Annotated in this window: 28 protein-coding genes; 24 read left to right on the forward strand and 4 right to left on the reverse strand. The window is 62.4% G+C overall.

Annotated features, from left to right (window positions below; all coding sequences use genetic code 11):
• The first annotated feature begins 3 nt into the window (after nt 1-3).
• The 23 genes from rplB to rimK all read left to right on the forward strand — a co-directional run bounded on the left by rplB (nt 4) and on the right by rimK (nt 13,945).
• Complete coding sequence (rplB, locus tag IP68_RS07110) at nt 4-840, forward strand: 50S ribosomal protein L2 (protein ID WP_017670447.1); 837 nt, start codon at nt 4-6, stop codon at nt 838-840.
• Nucleotides 841-843: 3 nt separating this feature from the next.
• Nucleotides 844-1,119, forward strand: coding sequence for a 30S ribosomal protein S19 (rpsS, locus tag IP68_RS07115; RefSeq protein WP_017670448.1), 276 nt, complete (start codon nt 844-846; stop codon nt 1,117-1,119).
• A complete protein-coding gene (rplV, locus tag IP68_RS07120) occupies nt 1,119-1,496 on the forward strand; it encodes a 50S ribosomal protein L22 (RefSeq protein WP_017670449.1) in 378 nt (125 codons plus the stop codon). Before rpsS ends, rplV begins: the two co-directional genes overlap by 1 nt.
• A gap of 3 nt (nt 1,497-1,499) precedes the next feature.
• Nucleotides 1,500-2,198, forward strand: coding sequence for a 30S ribosomal protein S3 (gene rpsC, locus IP68_RS07125; RefSeq protein WP_054134243.1), 699 nt, complete (start codon nt 1,500-1,502; stop codon nt 2,196-2,198).
• Nucleotides 2,199-2,228: 30 nt separating this feature from the next.
• Nucleotides 2,229-2,663 carry a 50S ribosomal protein L16 gene (gene rplP / locus IP68_RS07130; protein ID WP_031318020.1) on the forward strand — a complete coding sequence of 145 codons (435 nt, stop codon included), beginning with the start codon at nt 2,229-2,231 and terminating at the stop codon, nt 2,661-2,663.
• Nucleotides 2,663-2,872 (forward strand): 50S ribosomal protein L29, encoded by a 210-nt coding sequence (rpmC, locus tag IP68_RS07135; protein WP_054134244.1) that lies wholly within the window; start codon nt 2,663-2,665, stop codon nt 2,870-2,872. Before rplP ends, rpmC begins: the two co-directional genes overlap by 1 nt.
• Nucleotides 2,873-2,882: 10 nt before the next feature.
• Nucleotides 2,883-3,152 carry a 30S ribosomal protein S17 gene (rpsQ, locus tag IP68_RS07140; protein ID WP_017670453.1) on the forward strand — a complete coding sequence of 90 codons (270 nt, stop codon included), beginning with the start codon at nt 2,883-2,885 and terminating at the stop codon, nt 3,150-3,152.
• A 57-nt stretch (nt 3,153-3,209) separates the two neighbouring features.
• A complete protein-coding gene (gene rplN, locus IP68_RS07145; protein ID WP_054134245.1) occupies nt 3,210-3,578 on the forward strand; it encodes a 50S ribosomal protein L14 in 369 nt (122 codons plus the stop codon).
• A gap of 2 nt (nt 3,579-3,580) precedes the next feature.
• The gene (gene rplX, locus IP68_RS07150; protein ID WP_054134246.1) at nt 3,581-3,901 is read left to right on the forward strand and encodes a 50S ribosomal protein L24; all 321 of its coding nucleotides are present in this window, start codon (nt 3,581-3,583) and stop codon (nt 3,899-3,901) included.
• Complete coding sequence (gene rplE / locus IP68_RS07155) at nt 3,894-4,475, forward strand: 50S ribosomal protein L5 (RefSeq protein ID WP_054134247.1); 582 nt, start codon at nt 3,894-3,896, stop codon at nt 4,473-4,475. The genes rplX and rplE overlap by 8 nt, the downstream gene beginning before the upstream one ends.
• A 40-nt stretch (nt 4,476-4,515) precedes the next feature.
• Nucleotides 4,516-4,821, forward strand: coding sequence for a 30S ribosomal protein S14 (gene rpsN / locus IP68_RS07160; RefSeq protein WP_054134248.1), 306 nt, complete (start codon nt 4,516-4,518; stop codon nt 4,819-4,821).
• A gap of 12 nt (nt 4,822-4,833) precedes the next feature.
• On the forward strand, nt 4,834-5,229 hold the full coding sequence (rpsH, locus tag IP68_RS07165; protein WP_017670458.1) for a 30S ribosomal protein S8: 396 nt from the start codon (nt 4,834-4,836) through the stop codon (nt 5,227-5,229).
• 1 nt (nt 5,230) lies between these two features.
• Nucleotides 5,231-5,764, forward strand: coding sequence for a 50S ribosomal protein L6 (gene rplF, locus IP68_RS07170; protein WP_054134249.1), 534 nt, complete (start codon nt 5,231-5,233; stop codon nt 5,762-5,764).
• 3 nt (nt 5,765-5,767) lie between these two features.
• On the forward strand, nt 5,768-6,118 hold the full coding sequence (gene rplR, locus IP68_RS07175; protein WP_054134250.1) for a 50S ribosomal protein L18: 351 nt from the start codon (nt 5,768-5,770) through the stop codon (nt 6,116-6,118).
• 3 nt (nt 6,119-6,121) lie between these two features.
• Nucleotides 6,122-6,835, forward strand: a complete 714-nt coding sequence (rpsE, locus tag IP68_RS07180) for a 30S ribosomal protein S5 (RefSeq protein ID WP_054134251.1) — start codon at nt 6,122-6,124, stop codon at nt 6,833-6,835.
• 6 nt (nt 6,836-6,841) lie between these two features.
• Nucleotides 6,842-7,018, forward strand: coding sequence for a 50S ribosomal protein L30 (rpmD, locus tag IP68_RS07185; protein ID WP_017670462.1), 177 nt, complete (start codon nt 6,842-6,844; stop codon nt 7,016-7,018).
• 167 nt (nt 7,019-7,185) lie between these two features.
• Nucleotides 7,186-7,686, forward strand: a complete 501-nt coding sequence (rplO, locus tag IP68_RS07190) for a 50S ribosomal protein L15 (RefSeq protein WP_054134252.1) — start codon at nt 7,186-7,188, stop codon at nt 7,684-7,686.
• A 195-nt stretch (nt 7,687-7,881) separates the two neighbouring features.
• A complete protein-coding gene (gene secY, locus IP68_RS07195) occupies nt 7,882-9,249 on the forward strand; it encodes a preprotein translocase subunit SecY (protein ID WP_054134253.1) in 1,368 nt (455 codons plus the stop codon).
• Between the two features lie 59 nt (nt 9,250-9,308).
• Complete coding sequence (locus IP68_RS07200) at nt 9,309-9,956, forward strand: adenylate kinase (protein ID WP_054134254.1); 648 nt, start codon at nt 9,309-9,311, stop codon at nt 9,954-9,956.
• 124 nt (nt 9,957-10,080) lie between these two features.
• Nucleotides 10,081-10,908: an SRPBCC family protein gene (locus tag IP68_RS07205; protein ID WP_054134255.1), complete on the forward strand. Its 828-nt coding sequence runs from the start codon at nt 10,081-10,083 to the stop codon at nt 10,906-10,908.
• A 195-nt stretch (nt 10,909-11,103) separates the two neighbouring features.
• Nucleotides 11,104-12,459 (forward strand): NADP-specific glutamate dehydrogenase, encoded by a 1,356-nt coding sequence (gene gdhA / locus IP68_RS07210; RefSeq protein WP_054134256.1) that lies wholly within the window; start codon nt 11,104-11,106, stop codon nt 12,457-12,459.
• Between the two features lie 84 nt (nt 12,460-12,543).
• Nucleotides 12,544-13,014: a RimK/LysX family protein gene (locus IP68_RS07215; protein WP_054134257.1), complete on the forward strand. Its 471-nt coding sequence runs from the start codon at nt 12,544-12,546 to the stop codon at nt 13,012-13,014.
• Between the two features lie 25 nt (nt 13,015-13,039).
• A complete protein-coding gene (gene rimK / locus IP68_RS07220) occupies nt 13,040-13,945 on the forward strand; it encodes a 30S ribosomal protein S6--L-glutamate ligase (RefSeq protein ID WP_054134258.1) in 906 nt (301 codons plus the stop codon).
• Nucleotides 13,946-13,965: 20 nt separating this feature from the next.
• Here the strand turns inward: rimK and IP68_RS07225 are convergent, their stop codons facing one another.
• From IP68_RS07225 to IP68_RS07240, 4 genes are all read right to left on the reverse strand, one after another.
• The gene (locus tag IP68_RS07225; protein WP_054134371.1) at nt 13,966-14,481 is read right to left on the reverse strand and encodes an NUDIX hydrolase; all 516 of its coding nucleotides are present in this window, start codon (nt 14,479-14,481) and stop codon (nt 13,966-13,968) included.
• A 138-nt stretch (nt 14,482-14,619) separates the two neighbouring features.
• Nucleotides 14,620-15,303: a TPM domain-containing protein gene (locus IP68_RS07230; RefSeq protein ID WP_054134259.1), complete on the reverse strand. Its 684-nt coding sequence runs from the start codon at nt 15,301-15,303 to the stop codon at nt 14,620-14,622.
• Nucleotides 15,304-15,309: 6 nt separating this feature from the next.
• Nucleotides 15,310-16,146 carry a YgcG family protein gene (locus tag IP68_RS07235; protein WP_369814824.1) on the reverse strand — a complete coding sequence of 279 codons (837 nt, stop codon included), beginning with the start codon at nt 16,144-16,146 and terminating at the stop codon, nt 15,310-15,312.
• Entirely contained in the window at nt 16,143-16,733 is a 591-nt protein-coding gene (locus tag IP68_RS07240) for a LemA family protein (RefSeq protein WP_054134260.1), read from the reverse strand. The genes IP68_RS07235 and IP68_RS07240 overlap by 4 nt, the downstream gene beginning before the upstream one ends.
• Before the next feature lie 160 nt (nt 16,734-16,893).
• Here IP68_RS07240 and mscL point away from each other — a divergent pair, with 160 nt between their 5' ends.
• The gene (mscL, locus tag IP68_RS07245; protein WP_054134261.1) at nt 16,894-17,319 is read left to right on the forward strand and encodes a large conductance mechanosensitive channel protein MscL; all 426 of its coding nucleotides are present in this window, start codon (nt 16,894-16,896) and stop codon (nt 17,317-17,319) included.
• The last annotated feature ends 49 nt before the right edge of the window (nt 17,320-17,368 follow it).

The raw sequence follows: 17,368 nt of genomic DNA on the forward strand, positions 1-17,368 counted from the left end.
GATATGGCACTCAAATCATATAATCCGACAAGCCCGGGCCGTCGTGGTCTGATTCTTGTCGATCGCAGCGACCTGTACAAGGGCGGCCCCGTCAAGGCGCTGACCGAAGGCAAGCGCAAGACCGGTGGCCGCAACAACAAGGGTCACGTGACCTCGCGCGGCATCGCCGGTGGTCACAAGCAGCGTTATCGCATCGTCGATTTCAAGCGTCGCAAGATGGACGTTGCCGGCACTGTGGAGCGGATCGAATACGATCCCAACCGCACCGCCTTCATCGCGCTGATCAAGTACGAAGACGGCGAAGTCGCCTACATCCTGGCGCCTCAGCGTCTGGCCGTTGGTGATCAGGTGATCGCCAGTGAAAAGACCGACGTGAAGCCGGGCAACGCGATGAAGCTGGCACAGATGCCGGTCGGCACCATCATCCACAATGTGGAGATGAAGCCGGGCAAGGGCGGTCAGATCGCGCGTTCGGCAGGCACCTATGCACAGGTCGTAGGTCGTGACCGCGGCATGGTCATGGTGCGTCTGAACTCGGGCGAACAGCGCTACATCCCCGGCGCCTGCATGGGCACGGTGGGCGCGGTGTCGAACCCCGACAACAGCAACCAGAACTTCGCCAAGGCCGGTCGCAAGCGCTGGATGGGCCGTCGTCCGCTGACCCGCGGCGTCGCCAAGAACCCGGTCGATCACCCGCATGGCGGCGGTGAAGGCCGCACCTCGGGTGGCCGTCATCCGGTCACTCCGTGGGGCAAGCCGACCAAGGGCATGCGCACCCGCAAGAACAAGTCGACGGACAAGATGATCATCCGGTCACGTCACGCGAAGAAGAAGAGGTAAGTCATGGCTCGCTCCATCAAAAAAGGGCCGTTCTTCGACCTGTATCTGCTGAAGAAGGCAGAAACGGCGCAGGACGCTGGCGGCCGTGCTCCGATCAAGACGTGGTCGCGTCGTTCGACCATTCTGCCGCAGTTCGTTGGTCTGACGTTCAACGTCTACAACGGTCACAAGTTCATCCCGGTTTCGGTCAACGAAGACATGGTGGGTCACAAGCTGGGCGAATTCGCTCCGACCCGCACCTTCCCTGGCCACGCTGCTGACAAGAAGGGCAAGCGCTAATGGGCAAGGCAAAATCTCCGCGTCGCGTTGGTGACAATGAGGCTCTGGCTGTCGGCACGACCATCCGTGGTTCTGCGCAGAAGCTTGGTCTGGTTGCTGCCCTGATCCGTGGCAAGAAGGCCGAAGAGGCCATGAACATCCTGGCCTTCTCGAAGAAGGGCATGGCGGTCGACGCACGCAAGGTTCTGGCATCTGCGATTGCGAATGCCGAAAACAACCACAATCTCGATGTTGACGCGCTGGTCGTGGCTGAAGCGAGTGTTGGCAAGGCGATCACGATGAAGCGTTTCATGACGCGCGCTCGTGGCCGTTCCAGCCGCATCCTGAAGCCGTTCAGCCGCCTGCGTATCGTCGTGCGCGAACAAGAGGAAGCGTAAGTCATGGGTCAGAAGAGCAATCCGATCGGCCTGCGTCTGCAGATCAACCGCACCTGGGACAGCCGCTGGTACGCCGAAGGGCGCGACTATGCACGCATGCTCAAGGAAGACATCGAGCTGCGCAAGTTCATCATGAAGACGATGCCCCAGGCAGCGATCTCCAAGGTGGTGATCGAGCGTCCGGCCCGTCTGTGCCGCGTCTCCATCTATGCTGCACGCCCCGGCGTGATCATCGGCAAGAAGGGTGCGGACATCGAGAAGCTACGCAAGAAGCTGGAATCGATGATCAAGGGTGGTGAGGTCAAGCTCAACATCGTTGAAATCCGCAAGCCGGAAATCGATGCCAAGCTCGTTGCCCAGGGCATTGCCGATCAGCTGATCCGCCGCGTTGCCTTCCGTCGCGCCATGAAGCGTGCGGTTCAGTCGGCGCTGCGTCTGGGTGCCGAAGGCATCAAGATCACCTGCGGCGGCCGTCTGGGCGGCGCGGAAATCGCGCGCACCGAATGGTACCGCGAAGGCCGCGTGCCGCTGCACACGCTGCGCGCCAATGTCGACTATGCCGATGCCGAAGCGCTCACCGCGTACGGCATCATCGGCATCAAGTGCTGGATCTTCAAGGGCGAAATCCTTGGACATGATCCGATGGCGCAGGACCGGCTGATGATGGAAGCACAGACTTCCGGCGTCCGTCCGGCCCGCTGAGCCCAGAACAGTAGAGCAAGGTAGAGCATCATGCTGCAACCGAAGAAAATGAAGTTCCGCAAGGCATTCAAGGGTCGCATCAGCGGCAATGCGCCTGGCGGAACCAGCCTCAATTTCGGGTCCTATGGCCTGAAGGCGCTGGAGCCCGAGCGGATCACCGCTCGCCAGATCGAAGCGGCCCGCCGTGCGATCACGCGTCACATCAAGCGTCAGGGACGTTTGTGGATCCGCGTGTTCCCCGATGTACCCGTGACCAAGAAGCCTGCCGAAGTCCGTCAGGGCAAGGGCAAGGGTTCGGTCGAATATTGGGCAGCGCGCGTCAAGCCCGGCCGCATCCTGTTCGAACTGGATGGCGTTCCCGGCCCGATCGCCGCGGTTGCCTTCGAGCGTGCAGCCATGAAGCTGCCGATCAAGACCAAGGTTGTGGCCCGCCTCGGCGATACGTCGCACCTGGGAGGTGAGTGATGACCAAGATTGTTGAAGACCTGCGCACCAAGACCGACGATCAGCTTTCGGCTGAACTGGGTTCGCTGAAGAAGGAAGCGTTCAACCTGCGCTTCCAGGCTGCGACCAACCAGCTGGAACGCCCCGCGCGTGTCCGCGAAGTGCGTCGCAACATTGCCCGCATCAAGACGTTGCAGAGCGAGCGCGCAAGCGCCGCCGCTGCCAAGTAAGGAGGCCGATATGCCGAAACGTGTTCTGACCGGAACGGTGGTCTCCGACAAGGGCGACAAGACCGTGGTCGTGAATGTCGAGCGCAAGGTGAAGCACCCGTTGTACGGGAAGATCATCCGTCGTTCGAAGAAGTACCACGCGCACGACGAGACCAATAGCTTCAAGGAAGGCGAAACCGTCCGCATCGAAGAGACGGCGCCGATTTCGAAGCTGAAGACCTGGAAGGTGCTGGATCGGGTCAACACCCACAAGGCGCCCGAGGCTTCGACCGAAGCATAATTCAAGCAGGAACTGCCGGACTGGTTCCGGCAAGCCAGACAAGAAGGAAACGGATCCATGATCCAGATGCAATCCAATCTTGATGTTGCAGACAACAGTGGCGCCAAGCGCGTCCAGTGCATCAAGGTTCTCGGCGGATCGAAGCGTCGCTTCGCCGGCGTTGGCGACATCATCGTCGTCTCCGTCAAGGAAGCGGCGCCCCGTGGCCGCGTCAAGAAGGGCGACGTTCACCGCGCCGTCATCGTGCGCACTGCCAAGGACGTTCGTCGTCCCGACGGTAGCGTGATCCGTTTCGACGGCAACGCAGCTGTGCTGGTTAACAAGAACGACGAGCCCATCGGCACGCGTATCTTTGGCCCGGTGGTTCGTGAACTTCGTGCGCGCAAGCACATGAAGATCATCTCGCTGGCTCCGGAGGTGCTGTAACCATGGCAAGCGCTAAGATCAAAAAGGGCGACAACGTTGTCGTCCTGTCCGGCAAGGACAAGGGCCGCACCGGCACCGTCGCCAAGGTTATGCCGAAGGACGAGAAGGTTGTGGTTTCGGGCCTGAATGTGATGACCCGTCATCGCAAGCCGAGCCAGACCAACCCGCAGGGCGGTCTCGACCGTGTCGAAGCCCCCATGCACATTTCCAAGGTCGCGGTGGCCGATCCCAAGACTGGCGCGCCCACGCGCGTCCGTTTTGAAACGGTGGACGGCAAGAAAGTCCGTGTCGCCGTGAAGTCCGGGGAGAAAATCGATGGCTGATAAGTACACGCCCCGCATGCGTCAGCGTTATGACGACGTTGTCGTCAAGGCGATGCAGGAAAAGTTCGGCTACAAGAACCACATGGAGGTTCCCAAGCTCGAGAAGATCACCATCAACATGGGTGTCGGCGAAGGCAGCCAGGACAAGAAGAAGGTGACCACCGCCGCTGCGGAAATGGAGCTGATCGCCGGCCAGAAGCCCGTGATCACCAAGGCTCGCAAGTCGATCGCGCAGTTCAAGCTGCGCGAAGGCATGCCCATCGGCTGCAAGGTGACGCTGCGCAAGGAGCGCATGTTCGAGTTTCTCGATCGTCTGGTGACGATCGCGATGCCGCGCATCCGCGATTTCCGCGGGCTGAACCCCAAGAGCTTTGACGGCCGTGGCAACTATGCCATGGGCCTGAAAGAGCAGATCATCTTCCCCGAGATCAGCTACGACCAGATCGACGCTGTTCGCGGAATGGATATCATTGTGACCACGACGGCCAAGACGGACGATGAAGCGCGCGAACTGCTGCGCCTCTTCGGCTTCCCGTTCCCGATCGAGGAAACCCAGGAACAGGCGGCGGCTTAAAAGCCCACCGTCTCGCAATAGAAAGGCGAGAACTTAAGTCATGGCGAAACTGAGTTCCATCAACAAGAACGAACGTCGCAAGAAGATGGTCAAGCAGTATGCTGGCCGTTATGCGCGTCTGCGTGCGCAGGCTGAAGACACCAATCTTGACGAAACCGAGCGTCTGATCGCCCGGCTCAAGATGGCTGAACTGCCCCGCAATGCAAACCCCACGCGCGTGCGCAACCGGTGTGCAACCACCGGTCGTCCCCGCGCTTATTACCGCAAGTTCGGGCTCTGCCGTATCGAGCTGCGGGATCTGGCCAACAAGGGCCTGATCCCCGGCGTTACGAAGTCCAGCTGGTAAGGATTTGAAGATATGGCAATGACCGATCCTCTGGGCGATATGCTCACCCGCATCCGCAATGGCCAGCAGGCCAAGAAGGACAGCGTGATGTCGCCGGCATCGAACCTGCGCGCTCGCGTGCTCGACGTTCTGCAGCGCGAAGGTTATATCCGCGGATATACCGAAGAGCTGCTGGGCCGTCACAAGGGCCTGCGCATCGAGCTGAAGTATTTCGAAGGCCAGCCCGCGATCAAGCATGTCGCGCGCGTGTCGAAGCCTGGCCGCCGCGTCTATTCGGGTTCCAAGGAACTTCCGATCGTGCGCAACGGCCTGGGCATCACCATCGTATCCACTCCCCGTGGTGTTCTGTCCGACGCGGAAGCGCGCGAACAGAATGTTGGCGGCGAAGTGCTGGCGGAGGTATTTTGATATGAGCCGCATTGGTAAAAAGCCGGTGGCCATTCCTGCAGGCGTGACTGCATCGATGGCCGATGGCGTCATCACCATGAAGGGTCCCAAGGGCGAGCTGACCATGCCGACCGTGCCCGATATCACCTACGAACTCACCGATGGTGAAGTCGCGGTGAAGCCGGCGAACAACACGCGGCGCGCTCGGGCGTTCTGGGGCATGCAGCGTACGCTGGTCCAGAACCTGGTGGTCGGTGTGACCGAAGGGTTCACCAAGACGCTGAACATCACCGGCGTCGGCTATCGTGCCAACGTGCAGGGCAGCAACCTCAAGCTGCAGCTCGGCTACAGCCATGATGTCGATTTCGCCATTCCTGACGGTATCGAGATCAAGACCCCGGATCAGACCACGATCCACATTTCGGGCAGCGACCGCCAGAAGGTTGGGCAGGTTGCCGCCGAAATCCGTCGCTGGCGCAAGCCGGAGCCTTACAAGGGCAAGGGTATCAAATATGCGGGCGAGTTTATCTTCCGCAAGGAAGGGAAGAAGAAGTAAGCCATGGCGAAGCTCTCTTTATTCGATCGTCGCCGTCAGCGCGTCCGCAGCTCGCTGCGCGCACGGGCAGGTGGACGTCCCCGTCTTTCGGTGCACCGCACCGGCAAGCACATCTATGCACAGATCATCGACGACGCAGCCGGCAAGACGCTGGCTTCGGCTTCGACCCTGGTCAAGGGCAGCAAGGCAACGGGCGCAACCGTTGCCGACGCCATCGCCGTTGGCAAGCAGATCGCCGAGGCTGGCAAGCAGGCGGGTGTGACCACCGTTGTGTTCGACCGTGGCGGTTTCATTTTTCATGGCCGGGTCAAGGCCCTGGCCGATGCCGCACGCGAAGGCGGACTGGAGTTTTAAGCGATGGCTGATGAAGTGAACAACGCAGAAGCATCGGGCACCGCCGCTGAAGGTGCTCCCCAGGCTGAACGCCAGGGCCGTGGTGGCCGTGGTCGTGGCCGTGGTGGCAACGAGCGTGGCGGCAACGATCGCGGTGGCCGTGGCCGTCGGGATGACCGCAACAAGCGCGATGAGGACCAGGGTGACGAGCTGATCGAAAAGCTCGTCCACATCAACCGCGTGTCCAAGACCGTCAAGGGCGGCAAGCGCTTCGGCTTTGCAGCACTGGTCGTGGTCGGTGACGGCCAGGGTCGTGCAGGCTTCGGCCATGGCAAAGCCCGCGAAGTGCCCGAGGCGATCAGCAAGGCAACTGCTGCTGCCAAGAAGAAGATGATCCGCGTTCCGCTCAAGGAAGGCCGCACGCTTCACCATGACGGCACCGGCCATTTCGGTGCAGGCAAGGTGACGCTGCGTAGCGCGCCGCAGGGTACCGGCATCATCGCCGGTGGTCCGATGCGCGCCGTGTTCGAAAGCCTGGGTGTGGCCGACGTTGTGACCAAGTCCAACGGCACGTCGAACCCCTATAACATGATCCGCGCGACCTTCGAGGCGCTCGGCGAACAGACCAGCCCCAAGTCGGTGGCAGCGCGTCGTGGCAAGAAGATTGCCGACCTGCTGGGCCGTGGCGGTGCCGCACCTGTCGTCGCCGAGGCTGAAGCCGCTGCGATTACGGAGTAAAGCGACATGGCAACCATCAAGCTGAAGCAGACCGGATCGCCGATCCGTCGTCCTGAATCGCAGCGCAAGGTCCTGATCGGCCTTGGTCTGAACAAGATGAACCGCGTTGTGGAACATACGGACACGCCCGAAATTCGCGGCATGCTCCAGAAGGTCCGCCACATGGTGACGGTGATCGACTGACAGAAATGTCCTTTCCCCTTGAGGGGAGAGGGTTGGGAGAGGGGCTTGCATTGACGCTTGCCCCTCTCTACTGCGCCTAGCCAGCAAGCTGGCAAGGCTGCGTATCTCTCCCTGCGAATGGGAGAGATTTTATTTTAGCGCGAACAAAGCGAAAGCGAGTGCACATTATGAAGCTGAACGAACTCAAGGACAACGAAGGCGCCCGCAAGGGCCGTATGCGCGTCGGACGCGGCATCGGTTCGGGCAAGGGCAAGACCGGTGGACGCGGCCAGAAGGGCCAGACCAGCCGTTCGGGCGTTTCGATCGCCGGATTTGAAGGCGGCCAGATGCCGCTGCACATGCGCATCCCGAAGCGCGGCTTCAACAATCCGTTCGGCAAGGATTACGACATCGTCAACCTGGGCATGATCCAGAAGTTCATCGACGCCGGCAAGCTGCCGACCGATGGCACTGTCGATCAGGCTGCGCTGCGCGCTGCCGGCCTGTCGCGTGGCGGCAAGGATGGCGTGCGCATTCTCGCCAAGGGTGAACTGACCTCGAAGGTGAGCTTCAATGTCGCCGGTGCATCCAAGGGTGCCATTGAGGCGATCGAAAAGCTCGGTGGCAAGGTGGATATCATCCTCCCGCGTCCCAAGTACGTAAAGCCGCCGTACGAAAAGAAAGCCTGATCAGGCCATCCGGCTTGTCAAGAACGCCCCGCCTCCCGATATGGTGAGCGCGGGGCGTCTTGCTTGAGACGTCGCAAGGCGGTATCGCTGCGACGGGCTTGTAAAGCACAAGCGCGAAGCGTAGCGCGCACAATGTGATTTCCGGTCGCGCGCTTTGAATGCGCTGGCAGGCCGCATTATGGGATATTTGGGTTCATGGCATCACGGGCCGACAATCTGGCAAGCAACTTCAGCATGGCTAAATTCAGCCAGGCGACCGAACTGAAGAACCGCATCTGGTTTACCATCGGCGCGCTGATCATCTTTCGTCTTCTGAGCTATGTCCCGCTTCCGGGCGTCGATCCCACCGCGCTGGCAGCTCTGTACGAGCAGACCAAGGGCGGCGTCCTCGACATCTTCAACACCTTCTCGGGCGGTTCGCTCGAGCGCATGAGCCTGATCGCGCTTGGCGTGATGCCCTATATCACCGCCTCGATCGTGGTGCAGCTGGCAGCCTCGCTGTCGCCGCAGCTTGCCGCGATCAAGAAGGAAGGCGAATCGGGCCGCAAGAAGCTCAACCAGTACACCCGCTACGGCACCGTGTTCCTCACCGCGATGCAGGGCTATTTCATCGCCGTCGGCCTTGAATCCTATGCCGGTGCCAGTGGCATCCAGGCGGTGGTCGATCCCGGCCTCATGTTCCGCATCGGCGCGGTGATCAGCCTTGTCGGCGGCACCATGTTCCTGATGTGGCTGGGTGAGCAGATTACCGCGCGCGGTATCGGCAACGGCATCTCGCTGATCATCATGGCGGGCATCGTCGCCCAGATGCCGGTTTTCATTGCCCAGATGTTCGAGGGCGGTCGCACCGGCTCGATCTCGCCGTTCCTGATCGTCGGCCTGCTGGTGATGATCGTCGGCCTGGTGATCTTCATCTGCTTCATGGAGCGTGCCCAGCGCCGGGTGCTGATCCAGTATCCCAAGCGCGCCACCCAGCGCGGCGTGATGCAGGCGGACCGCAGCCATCTTCCGCTCAAGATCAACACCGCAGGCGTGATCCCGCCGATCTTCGCTTCGTCGCTGCTGCTGATGCCGCTGACGATCTCTCAGTTCGCGGGCAACTCTGCCGATCCCAACTCGGCTATGGGCAGCGCGCTGGTGACGCTTAACCAGTATCTGCAGCACGGCCAGCCGTTGTACATGACGCTCTATGCGCTGGGCATCATCTTCTTCTGCTTCTTCTACACTGCCGTGGTGTTCAACCCGGAAGAAACGTCGGAGAACCTCAAGAAGAATGGCGGCTTCATCCCCGGCATCCGTCCCGGCAAGAACACCGCGACCTATCTGGATTATGTGCTCACGCGCATTACCGTGGTCGGCGCGGCGTACCTGACCTTTGTCTGCGTGCTGCCCGAATATGTCATCGCGCAGACCGGCATTCCGCTGTTCTTCCTTGGCGGCACCAGCCTGCTGATCGTGGTCAACGTGACCGTCGACACGATTACCCAGATCCAGAGCCACCTGCTTGCGCACCAATATGCCGACCTCATCAAGAAGGCTAAGTTGAAGGGCCGCTTGCGCTAAGCGTTCCATTCTGAATATGAAGGGCCGGGGCAACCGGTCCCCAGGGGATGTGACTGTCCATGAATATCATTTTGTTGGGCCCGCCAGGTGCCGGTAAGGGTACCCAGGCGCAGCGTCTGGTTGACGAACGCGGCATGAAGCAGCTATCGACCGGCGACATGCTGCGCGCTGCGGTCAAGGCGGGCACGCCGATCGGCCTCAAGGCCAAGGCGGTCATGGAAGCGGGCGAGCTGGTCTCCGACGAGATCGTCTCGGGCATCATCGGTGATGCGCTGGACGAGCTTTCGCCCGAAACCGGGATCATCTTCGACGGCTACCCGCGCACCGCGGCACAGGCGGTCTCGCTCGACGAGATCCTCGAAGCGCGCGGCCGCAGCCTGCACCATGTCATCGAGCTGGGCGTCGACGAAGACGCACTGGTCGATCGCATCACCGGCCGCTACACCTGCGCCAACTGCGGCGAGGGCTATCACGACCGCTACAAGCTCCCCGCCAAGCAGGGCGTGTGCGACAAGTGCGGCTCGACCGAATTCAAGCGCCGTCCCGATGACAACGAGGACACCGTGCGCACCCGCATGGCCGAATATCGCGCCAAGACCGCACCGATCCTGCCGATCTACGAAGCGCGCGGCATCGTCAGCCGGGTCGATGGTATGGCGAGCATGGATGCCGTCGCCGGCGCCATCGCCGGGGTTCTCGACGCCTGATCCACGGGTTTCCCCTCCCGGCAGCGGGAGGGGCAGGTCCGGAGCTGGCGCTTCTCTCGATAGACTTGCGGGACCACCCGATCGCGGGCATGAACCTGGAACATCACCGGGGAACCCTTTGCACATGCGCACCGCTCTTGCCGTTCTGGCTCTCGCCACCCTTGCCGCCGCCCCAGCCCATGCCGAGGTCACTGCGCAGTCGGACAACGGCTTTGCGGTCAAGCACAGCGTGACGGTCGCGGTCGATCCGGACGCCGCCTTTGCGATGCTGCGCACGCCTGCCAAATGGTGGGACAAGGACCACACCTGGACCGGCAGCGCCGACAATCTCTACATGGATGCGCAGGCAGGGGGGTGCTTTTGCGAGCTGATCCCCAACGAGGCGACCACCGAAAGCGGCGCGCCGCAGCGGACCTTGCGCGGCAGCGTCCAGCACATGCAGATCCTTTATGTCGATCCGGGCAAGCTGTTGCGGCTGTCCGGCGCGCTGGGACCGCTGCAGGGTGAAGCGATGGCGGGCACGATGACGGTCAGCCTCGCGCCGATCAAGGGAGGCACCAGGCTCACGTTCGAATATGTCGCGGGCGGCTTCATGCGGATGCCGCAGGGCGAGATGGCACCGGCGGTCGATGGCGTGATCGGCGCGCAGGCATCGCGGCTGGCGATGGCGCTGGGCCCGCTGGTGGGCGGTGGCGGAGCTGACGCGCCCGCTATCAGTGATGCTGAACCTGAGCCCGCGGCTGACACGGATGCCGCTGCCGATGATGCCGGCGGCAGTGTCAGCAGCCTGGTTGCCGATCTCGAGCCGGACGACGCGGTATCGGCAGGCAAGGACGAGGAGCCTGTCGCCAAGCCCGCCGCCGAGCCTGCCGTGAAGCCTGGCCCTGCAGCAGGCACCAGGCCGCTTGCCCGGCCTTCGCGCGATCGTGATCCCGAAGAGGGTGGGCGCTGAAGCTGGCCACTTCCGGCGCCTTCGAACAGCCCCGGTCGCGAGCCTCCGGGCGGTCTGAAAGCTGTGCCAATTAGCACTATCGCCCCGGGCAATTTACGCTAGAGTTTGCGCAGAATCGCAGGCGAATCAGGAGAGTTCGCTGCCATTCGGGCCGGGTCGCGCAGTTCGCAGCAATACCTTGAAAAGGGGGCACCCATGGCCGTATCCGATCACGTAGACTTGCCGACCTTCATGGAAGGCGTGAAGAAGCGCAATCCGCACCAGCCCGAATTTGTCCAGGCGGTGCAGGAAGTCGCCGAAGACATTTTCGACTTCATGGCCGACAAGGTCCAGTATCACGAGCAGCAGATCCTGCGCCGTATCGCCGAGCCCGACCGCGTCATTTCGTTCCGCGTCTGCTGGGAGGATGACAACGGCAATATCCGCGTCCAGCGCGGCTGGCGCGTGCAGAACAACAACGCCATCGGCCCGTACAAGGGCGGCATCCGCTTCCACCCCTCGGTGACCGAATCGGTGCTGAAGTTCCTCGCATTCGAACAGACTTTCAAGAACGCACTCACCGGCCTGCCGATGGGCGGCGGCAAGGGCGGATCGAATTTCAACCCCAAGGGCAAGAGCGTGCGCGAGATCATGCGCTTCTGCCAGAGCTTCATGACCGAACTGTACCGCCATATCGGTGCCGACGTTGACGTGCCCGCAGGCGACATCGGCGTGGGCGGGCGTGAAATCGGCTATATGTTCGGTCAGTACAAGCGCATCACCAACCAGTTTACCGGCGTGCTCACCGGCAAGGGTCTGGAATGGGGCGGCTCGCTGATCCGCACCGAGGCGACCGGCTATGGCGCGGTCTACTTCCTCTCCAACATGCTGGCGCACAAGGGCGATGGCCTCACCGGCAAGACCGCGGTGATCTCCGGATCGGGCAACGTTGCCACCCATGCGGCGGAGAAGATCGTCCAGATGGGCGGCAAGGTGCTGACCCTGTCGGATTCGGGCGGGTTCATCCACGATCCCGATGGCATCACCCAGGACAAGATCAACTGGGTGAAGGAGCACAAGACCCATCGCCGCGGCCGCATCGAGGAATATGTCGAAGCCTTCAAGGGCGCGACCTTCCATGCCGGCAAGACCCCGTGGGGTGTTCCCTGCGATGTCGCATTGCCCTGCGCCACGCAGAACGAGCTGCTCGGCGATGATGCGCGCATGCTGGTCAAGAACGGCTGCATCGCGGTGTCCGAAGGCGCCAACATGCCCACCGATCTCGATGGCGTGCACGTGTTCAAGGATGCCAAGATCCTCTACGCGCCGGGCAAGGCCTCGAACGCCGGCGGCGTTGCGGTCTCGGGGCTCGAAATGAGCCAGAACTCCGAGCGCCGCGCATGGAAGGAAGACGAGTTGCAGCAGATGCTCAAGGACATCATGATGGGCATCCACAACAGCTGCCTGACCTATGGCGACAACGGCAAGGGCTATGTCGATTACGTGAAGGGCGCGAACATCGCAGGCTTCAAGAAGGTGGCCGATGCGATGCTCGCCTTTGGCGTAGTCTGACGCGATGACAGGCGCGGCGAGCAGGACGAACTGCTCGCCGCAAGCCTCTTGCGCCGCGCGCGCGTCCTGCTAACGGGCGCTGCGATGTCCCGGCTCTCCAGAAAGATCAAAGCGAGCCGGGAGCTGATCGATATCGGCTGGTCCGAGTGCGTCGACCTGCCCGATCTGGGCCTGAGCCGGATCAAGGCCAAGATCGACACCGGCGCAGCTACCTCCTCCATCCACGCGACGCGGGTCAACCCCTTGATGATCGATGGCCAGCTGGTCGTCGAATTCTGGTTCCGCGCGCACCGCGGCGAGCCTGCGCGCAAGTTTCGCGCGCCCGGAGTCGAGCAGCGCCGGGTCAAGAGCTCGAATGGCGCGATCGAACTGCGCTATGTCATAGAAACGACGATGATCCTTGGTAGCGTGCGCTGGAAAGGGCACATGACCTTGGCCAATCGCAACACCATGAGCTTTCCGCTGTTGATCGGCCGCCGCGCGCTGCGGCGCGGTTTCCGTGTCGATTGCGCTCGCAAGTGGGTTCTCGGCCAGCCCGAGGAATCCGACCGATGATCCCTTTTCCCCAAAGGACCTCCCCATGAAAATCGCCATGCTGGCGCGCAATCCCAATCTCTACTCGCACCGCCGCCTGTGCGAGGCGGCCCGGACGCGCGGGCACGAGATCGACATCCTCAACACTCTGCGGGTGACGATGAACATCACCTCGCACCGCCCCGGCGCGCAATATCATGGCGAGCCGGTGGCGCGTTACGACGCGGTGATTCCGCGGATCGGCGCCTCGATCACGCAATATGGCCTTGCCGTGCTGCGCCAGTTCGAGATGATGGGCGTGTGGTCGCTCAACGAGAGCGTCGCGATCGGGCGCTCGCGCGACAAACTGCGCTCGATGCAGATCTTCGCCAAGCATGGCCTCGGCCTGCCGGTCACCGCCTTTGCGCACGACCCCAAGCAGACCGACGAGGTGCTCAAGATCGTCGGCGGCGCGCCTGTCGTGATCAAGCTGCTCGAGGGGACGCAGGGCATCGGCGTTGTGCTGGGCGAAACCGAAAAGTCAGCCAAGTCGGTGATCGAGGCGTTCCGCGGCGCCAACGTCAACATCCTGGTGCAGGAGTTCATCAAGGAGGCCGATGGCAGCGACATCCGCATCTTCGTGATCGGCGGCAAGGTTGTGGCCTCGATGATGCGCACTGGCGCCAAGGGCGATTTCCGCTCCAACCTGCACCGTGGCGGCACCGCCAAGGCGATCAAGATCACGCCGGAGGAACGCTCGACCGCGGTGCGCGCGGCGCGCGTCATGGGGCTGAACGTGGCGGGCGTGGACATCCTGCGCTCCAATCACGGCCCGGTGATCATGGAGGTCAACAGCTCGCCTGGGCTCGAAGGGATCGAACATGCCACTGGCAAGGACATTGCCGGGATGATCATCGATTTCATCGAGGGCAACTGCAAGGCGGGCGCGACCAAGACCAAGGGCAAGGGCTGAGGCCCGCCCGGGCATCCGGGTTAGCCCAGTATCCGCGCGCCCAGCAGCATCAGCAGCTTCACATCCATGCCGCAACCCTGCGCGCGCTTGTCGGCGACGAAGCGCTCGAGCTCGGGAAGCGGCACGACATGGACGGTGATGTTCTCGCCCTCCACCCCGCCGCCCGCGTGCACCTGCACCAGATCATGCGCGCGCATCAGGTGGAAGGCCTCGCTGACCATTCCGGGGGAGGAGTAGAACTCGCCGAGATTTTCCATGCGGCCTGCACGGAAGCCGGTTTCCTCTTCCAGCTCGCGCGCTGCGGCCAGTTCGGGGGCTTCGCCGCTTTCATGATCGCCGATCAGGCCGGCGGGAAGTTCGATGCAACTGCGGCCCAGGGGAACGCGATACTGCTCGACCAGCACCACCGCGCCTTCGTGCACCGCCAGGATCACCGCGGCGCTGATGCCGCGGCTGCGCGAGACATATTCCCATCTTCCGCGTGTCTTGGCGGTGATGAACCGTCCCTGCCAGACGATTTCCTCGGTTTCGGTCATCAGGTTTTCCAGCACAGGTTAGGCCTCGTCATTCCCGCGAACGCGGGAATCCCGCTTTTGCTCTGACGGAGAGCAGAAGCGGGACCCCCGCCTGCGCGGGGGCCACGATTGAGAGGTGCGAGCAATGCTGCACAACCTTCAAAGCTCGATCAGCCGATCGGGCAGCTCGTTGGGATTGTCGCCGGTCTTGGGGAAATGCTCTGCCAGCACCTTGCCGACATCGCGCACAGCCGCCGCCATGCCTTCGCCCGCGCGGCCTGCCTTGAGCTCGACGATCATGTCCGCCATCGCCTCGCCCCAGACATCGGGAGAGACCTTGGCGGCGATCGCGCTGTCGGCAACGATCTCGGCGCGATGCTCGGCCATCGAGAGGTAGATCAGCACCCCGGTGAGCCCGACCGTGCGCTTTTCGGCGCTGACCTTGAACAGGTTGATCGCCCGCGCGCGCACCCGCATCTGCTTGACCGCAGCCGGGGTCAGCGCAAGCCGCAGCGGTTTCCACCCCAGGATCAGGCGCACCGCGGCGAACTTGATTCCCAGCAGCAGCATGATGATGGTGAGGTATTCGCCGGGGGTGTAGACATGCTCCCAGCCGCCGGTGAAGGTCGACAGCAGCTGTTCGAACCATTCGGGGAACACCGCGATGCACGCGAGCGCGAGGAACATCGCGGCGACCGCCCAGTAGATCGGCGTTTCGCGATAGTCGTCGGATTGCCCAGCGATCACCGTGACAATCTCGCCATTGGTGTGCTGTTCGGCCTCGGCGACCGCAGCGGTGACGATGCAATGTTCGTCGGGGGTGATGGTTTCAACCTTTGCCATGCTGTCTCACCATCCGCCCGAAGAGCCGCCGCCGCCGAAGCTGCCGCCGCCTCCGCCAAAGCCGCCCCCACCGAAGCCGCCGCCTCCGCCACCCCAGGAAGAGCCCGAAGAGCCGCCCCAGGTGGTGATCCCGCCGACGCCCGCGCCACGATAGCGCGAACCCTTGCCCTTGCTGCTCAGGGCGGGAATGATGAAGAAGAACAAGATGATCAGCCCCCAGAAGATGAACAGACCGATGCCGCCGCCGTCATCGCTCGACCGGGCCTCTTCTTCCACCTTGGAGGCAAAGGCGCGCGCTTCCTCGTCGGGCAGGGTCAGCTGGGTGATGATTGCATCGGCGCCCGCCGCGATGCCGCCGGGAAAATCCTTGTCGCGAAAGCGCGGCAGAATGTCCTGCTGGATGATGACGCTCGACAGCGCATCGGTGAGCACGCCTTCGAGGCCATAGCCAACCTCGATCCGCACCTTGCGTTCGTTGGGCGCGACGATGAGCAGCGTGCCGTTGTCTTTTTCTGCCGAACCTTTTTCGGCTTGCCCGATGCCCCATTCGCGGCCGAGCTGATAGCCGTATTCCTCGATCTCATAGCCCTGCAGATCGGGGAGCGTTGCAACCACCAGCTGGCGGCTGGACTGCTTCTCCAGCGCCTCCAGCTTGGCGGTCAGCGCCGCTTCCTGCGCGGGATCGAGCAGATTGGCGGCATCGACCACGCGACCGGTGAGTTTGGGGAAGGTCTGGGCGAGGGCTATCTGGCCCGGCGCCGCTGCGATCAGCAGCAGCGCCAGCGCCAGACATTGGCCCAGCCATGATTTCCAGCCCCCGGTCGGGGCGGGTGTTGTGGTCACGATCCGAAATCGACCTTGGGAGCCTCGTTGGCGCCTTCGGTCGTCGCCTTGAACGGCACCATCGGCTTGGCACCATGGATCAGGTTGGCGCCGATCGAATCGGGGAAGGTGCGGATGGTGGTGTTGTACTGCCGCACCGCCTCATTGTAATCGCGCCGGGCGACCGTGATGCGGTTCTCGGTGCCTTCGAGCTGGCTCATCAGCGTGGTGTAATTCTGCTGGCTCTTGAGGTCGGGATAGGCTTCCACCACGGTGCGCAGCTGGCCCAGCGCCTGGGTCAGCTGGTTCTGCGCCTGGCTGAACTTCTCGAAGGTGGCGGGGTCGGAGAGGTCATCGGTGGTGACGTTGATCGAGGTCGCGCGCGCGCGGGCCTCGGTCACCTGGGTCAGGATCTTCTCTTCGGAGGCCGCACCGGCCTTCACGGTAGAAACCAGATTGGGCACCAGATCGGCGCGCCGCTGATACTGGTTCTCCACATCGCCCCATTTTGCCTTGGCGTTTTCCTCGGCGGTGGGAACGGAGTTGATGCCGCAAGCGGACAGCGCCAGAACAGCCAGCGGCAGCAGGGCATAACGGGTGATACGCATAGTCAGAATTTCCCTCCGGTTGATAACGCGCGACCGTTATATCGTATTAATACGGCAACTCTGCAAGACCATGTTTTACATGTTACGCCTGCAAAGCGCTCGACTTCTCCACGTCGCTCACGATTATAGGGCGTTATCGTGACAGCAAAAGGGGAAACACGTGTTCGCAGAGTTCAAGGCGTTTATCATGCGCGGCAATGTGCTCGATCTGGCGGTGGCCGTGATCATCGGCGCAGCGTTTGCCACCATCACCACATCGCTGACCGAGGACCTGATCATGCCGGTGGTCGGCGCGATCTTCGGCGGCGCGGATTTCTCCAGCTACTTCGTCATGCTGGGCCCGGTGCCTGAGGGTTATACAGGATCGCTCAACGACTATGCCGCGCTCAAGAAGGCCGGGGTTCCGCTGCTCGGTTATGGCCAGTTCATCACCGTGGTGATCAACTTCCTGATCCTGGCGTTCATCATCTTCCTGATCGTGCGTCAGGCCAACAAGTTGATGCCCAAGGAAGAAGCGCCCGCCGCGCCCGCAGGCCCGAGCGAGACCGAACTGCTCGCCGAAATCCGCGATCTGCTGAAGAAGTGAGCCTATGCTCTCCCCTCCCGCATGCGGGAGGGGAGAGGAGGAAGATAAG

Source organism: Blastomonas sp. AAP25, assembly GCF_001295965.1.
GTDB lineage: Bacteria > Pseudomonadota > Alphaproteobacteria > Sphingomonadales > Sphingomonadaceae > Blastomonas > Blastomonas fulva.

What these genes read in the sequence shown, in the direction of transcription:
- rplB (WP_017670447.1), top strand. Translation starts at nt 4, where the DNA reads ATGGCACTCAAATCATATAATCCGACAAGCCCGGGCCGTCGTGGTCTG.
- rpsS (WP_017670448.1), top strand. Translation starts at nt 844, where the DNA reads ATGGCTCGCTCCATCAAAAAAGGGCCGTTCTTCGACCTGTATCTGCTG.
- rplV (WP_017670449.1), top strand. Translation starts at nt 1,119, where the DNA reads ATGGGCAAGGCAAAATCTCCGCGTCGCGTTGGTGACAATGAGGCTCTG.
- rpsC (WP_054134243.1), top strand. Translation starts at nt 1,500, where the DNA reads ATGGGTCAGAAGAGCAATCCGATCGGCCTGCGTCTGCAGATCAACCGC.
- rplP (WP_031318020.1), top strand. Translation starts at nt 2,229, where the DNA reads ATGCTGCAACCGAAGAAAATGAAGTTCCGCAAGGCATTCAAGGGTCGC.
- rpmC (WP_054134244.1), top strand. Translation starts at nt 2,663, where the DNA reads ATGACCAAGATTGTTGAAGACCTGCGCACCAAGACCGACGATCAGCTT.
- rpsQ (WP_017670453.1), top strand. Translation starts at nt 2,883, where the DNA reads ATGCCGAAACGTGTTCTGACCGGAACGGTGGTCTCCGACAAGGGCGAC.
- rplN (WP_054134245.1), top strand. Translation starts at nt 3,210, where the DNA reads ATGATCCAGATGCAATCCAATCTTGATGTTGCAGACAACAGTGGCGCC.
- rplX (WP_054134246.1), top strand. Translation starts at nt 3,581, where the DNA reads ATGGCAAGCGCTAAGATCAAAAAGGGCGACAACGTTGTCGTCCTGTCC.
- rplE (WP_054134247.1), top strand. Translation starts at nt 3,894, where the DNA reads ATGGCTGATAAGTACACGCCCCGCATGCGTCAGCGTTATGACGACGTT.
- rpsN (WP_054134248.1), top strand. Translation starts at nt 4,516, where the DNA reads ATGGCGAAACTGAGTTCCATCAACAAGAACGAACGTCGCAAGAAGATG.
- rpsH (WP_017670458.1), top strand. Translation starts at nt 4,834, where the DNA reads ATGGCAATGACCGATCCTCTGGGCGATATGCTCACCCGCATCCGCAAT.
- rplF (WP_054134249.1), top strand. Translation starts at nt 5,231, where the DNA reads ATGAGCCGCATTGGTAAAAAGCCGGTGGCCATTCCTGCAGGCGTGACT.
- rplR (WP_054134250.1), top strand. Translation starts at nt 5,768, where the DNA reads ATGGCGAAGCTCTCTTTATTCGATCGTCGCCGTCAGCGCGTCCGCAGC.
- rpsE (WP_054134251.1), top strand. Translation starts at nt 6,122, where the DNA reads ATGGCTGATGAAGTGAACAACGCAGAAGCATCGGGCACCGCCGCTGAA.
- rpmD (WP_017670462.1), top strand. Translation starts at nt 6,842, where the DNA reads ATGGCAACCATCAAGCTGAAGCAGACCGGATCGCCGATCCGTCGTCCT.
- rplO (WP_054134252.1), top strand. Translation starts at nt 7,186, where the DNA reads ATGAAGCTGAACGAACTCAAGGACAACGAAGGCGCCCGCAAGGGCCGT.
- secY (WP_054134253.1), top strand. Translation starts at nt 7,882, where the DNA reads ATGGCATCACGGGCCGACAATCTGGCAAGCAACTTCAGCATGGCTAAA.
- IP68_RS07200 (WP_054134254.1), top strand. Translation starts at nt 9,309, where the DNA reads ATGAATATCATTTTGTTGGGCCCGCCAGGTGCCGGTAAGGGTACCCAG.
- IP68_RS07205 (WP_054134255.1), top strand. Translation starts at nt 10,081, where the DNA reads ATGCGCACCGCTCTTGCCGTTCTGGCTCTCGCCACCCTTGCCGCCGCC.
- gdhA (WP_054134256.1), top strand. Translation starts at nt 11,104, where the DNA reads ATGGCCGTATCCGATCACGTAGACTTGCCGACCTTCATGGAAGGCGTG.
- IP68_RS07215 (WP_054134257.1), top strand. Translation starts at nt 12,544, where the DNA reads ATGTCCCGGCTCTCCAGAAAGATCAAAGCGAGCCGGGAGCTGATCGAT.
- rimK (WP_054134258.1), top strand. Translation starts at nt 13,040, where the DNA reads ATGAAAATCGCCATGCTGGCGCGCAATCCCAATCTCTACTCGCACCGC.
- IP68_RS07225 (WP_054134371.1), bottom strand. Translation starts at nt 14,481, where the DNA reads ATGACCGAAACCGAGGAAATCGTCTGGCAGGGACGGTTCATCACCGCC.
- IP68_RS07230 (WP_054134259.1), bottom strand. Translation starts at nt 15,303, where the DNA reads ATGGCAAAGGTTGAAACCATCACCCCCGACGAACATTGCATCGTCACC.
- IP68_RS07240 (WP_054134260.1), bottom strand. Translation starts at nt 16,733, where the DNA reads ATGCGTATCACCCGTTATGCCCTGCTGCCGCTGGCTGTTCTGGCGCTG.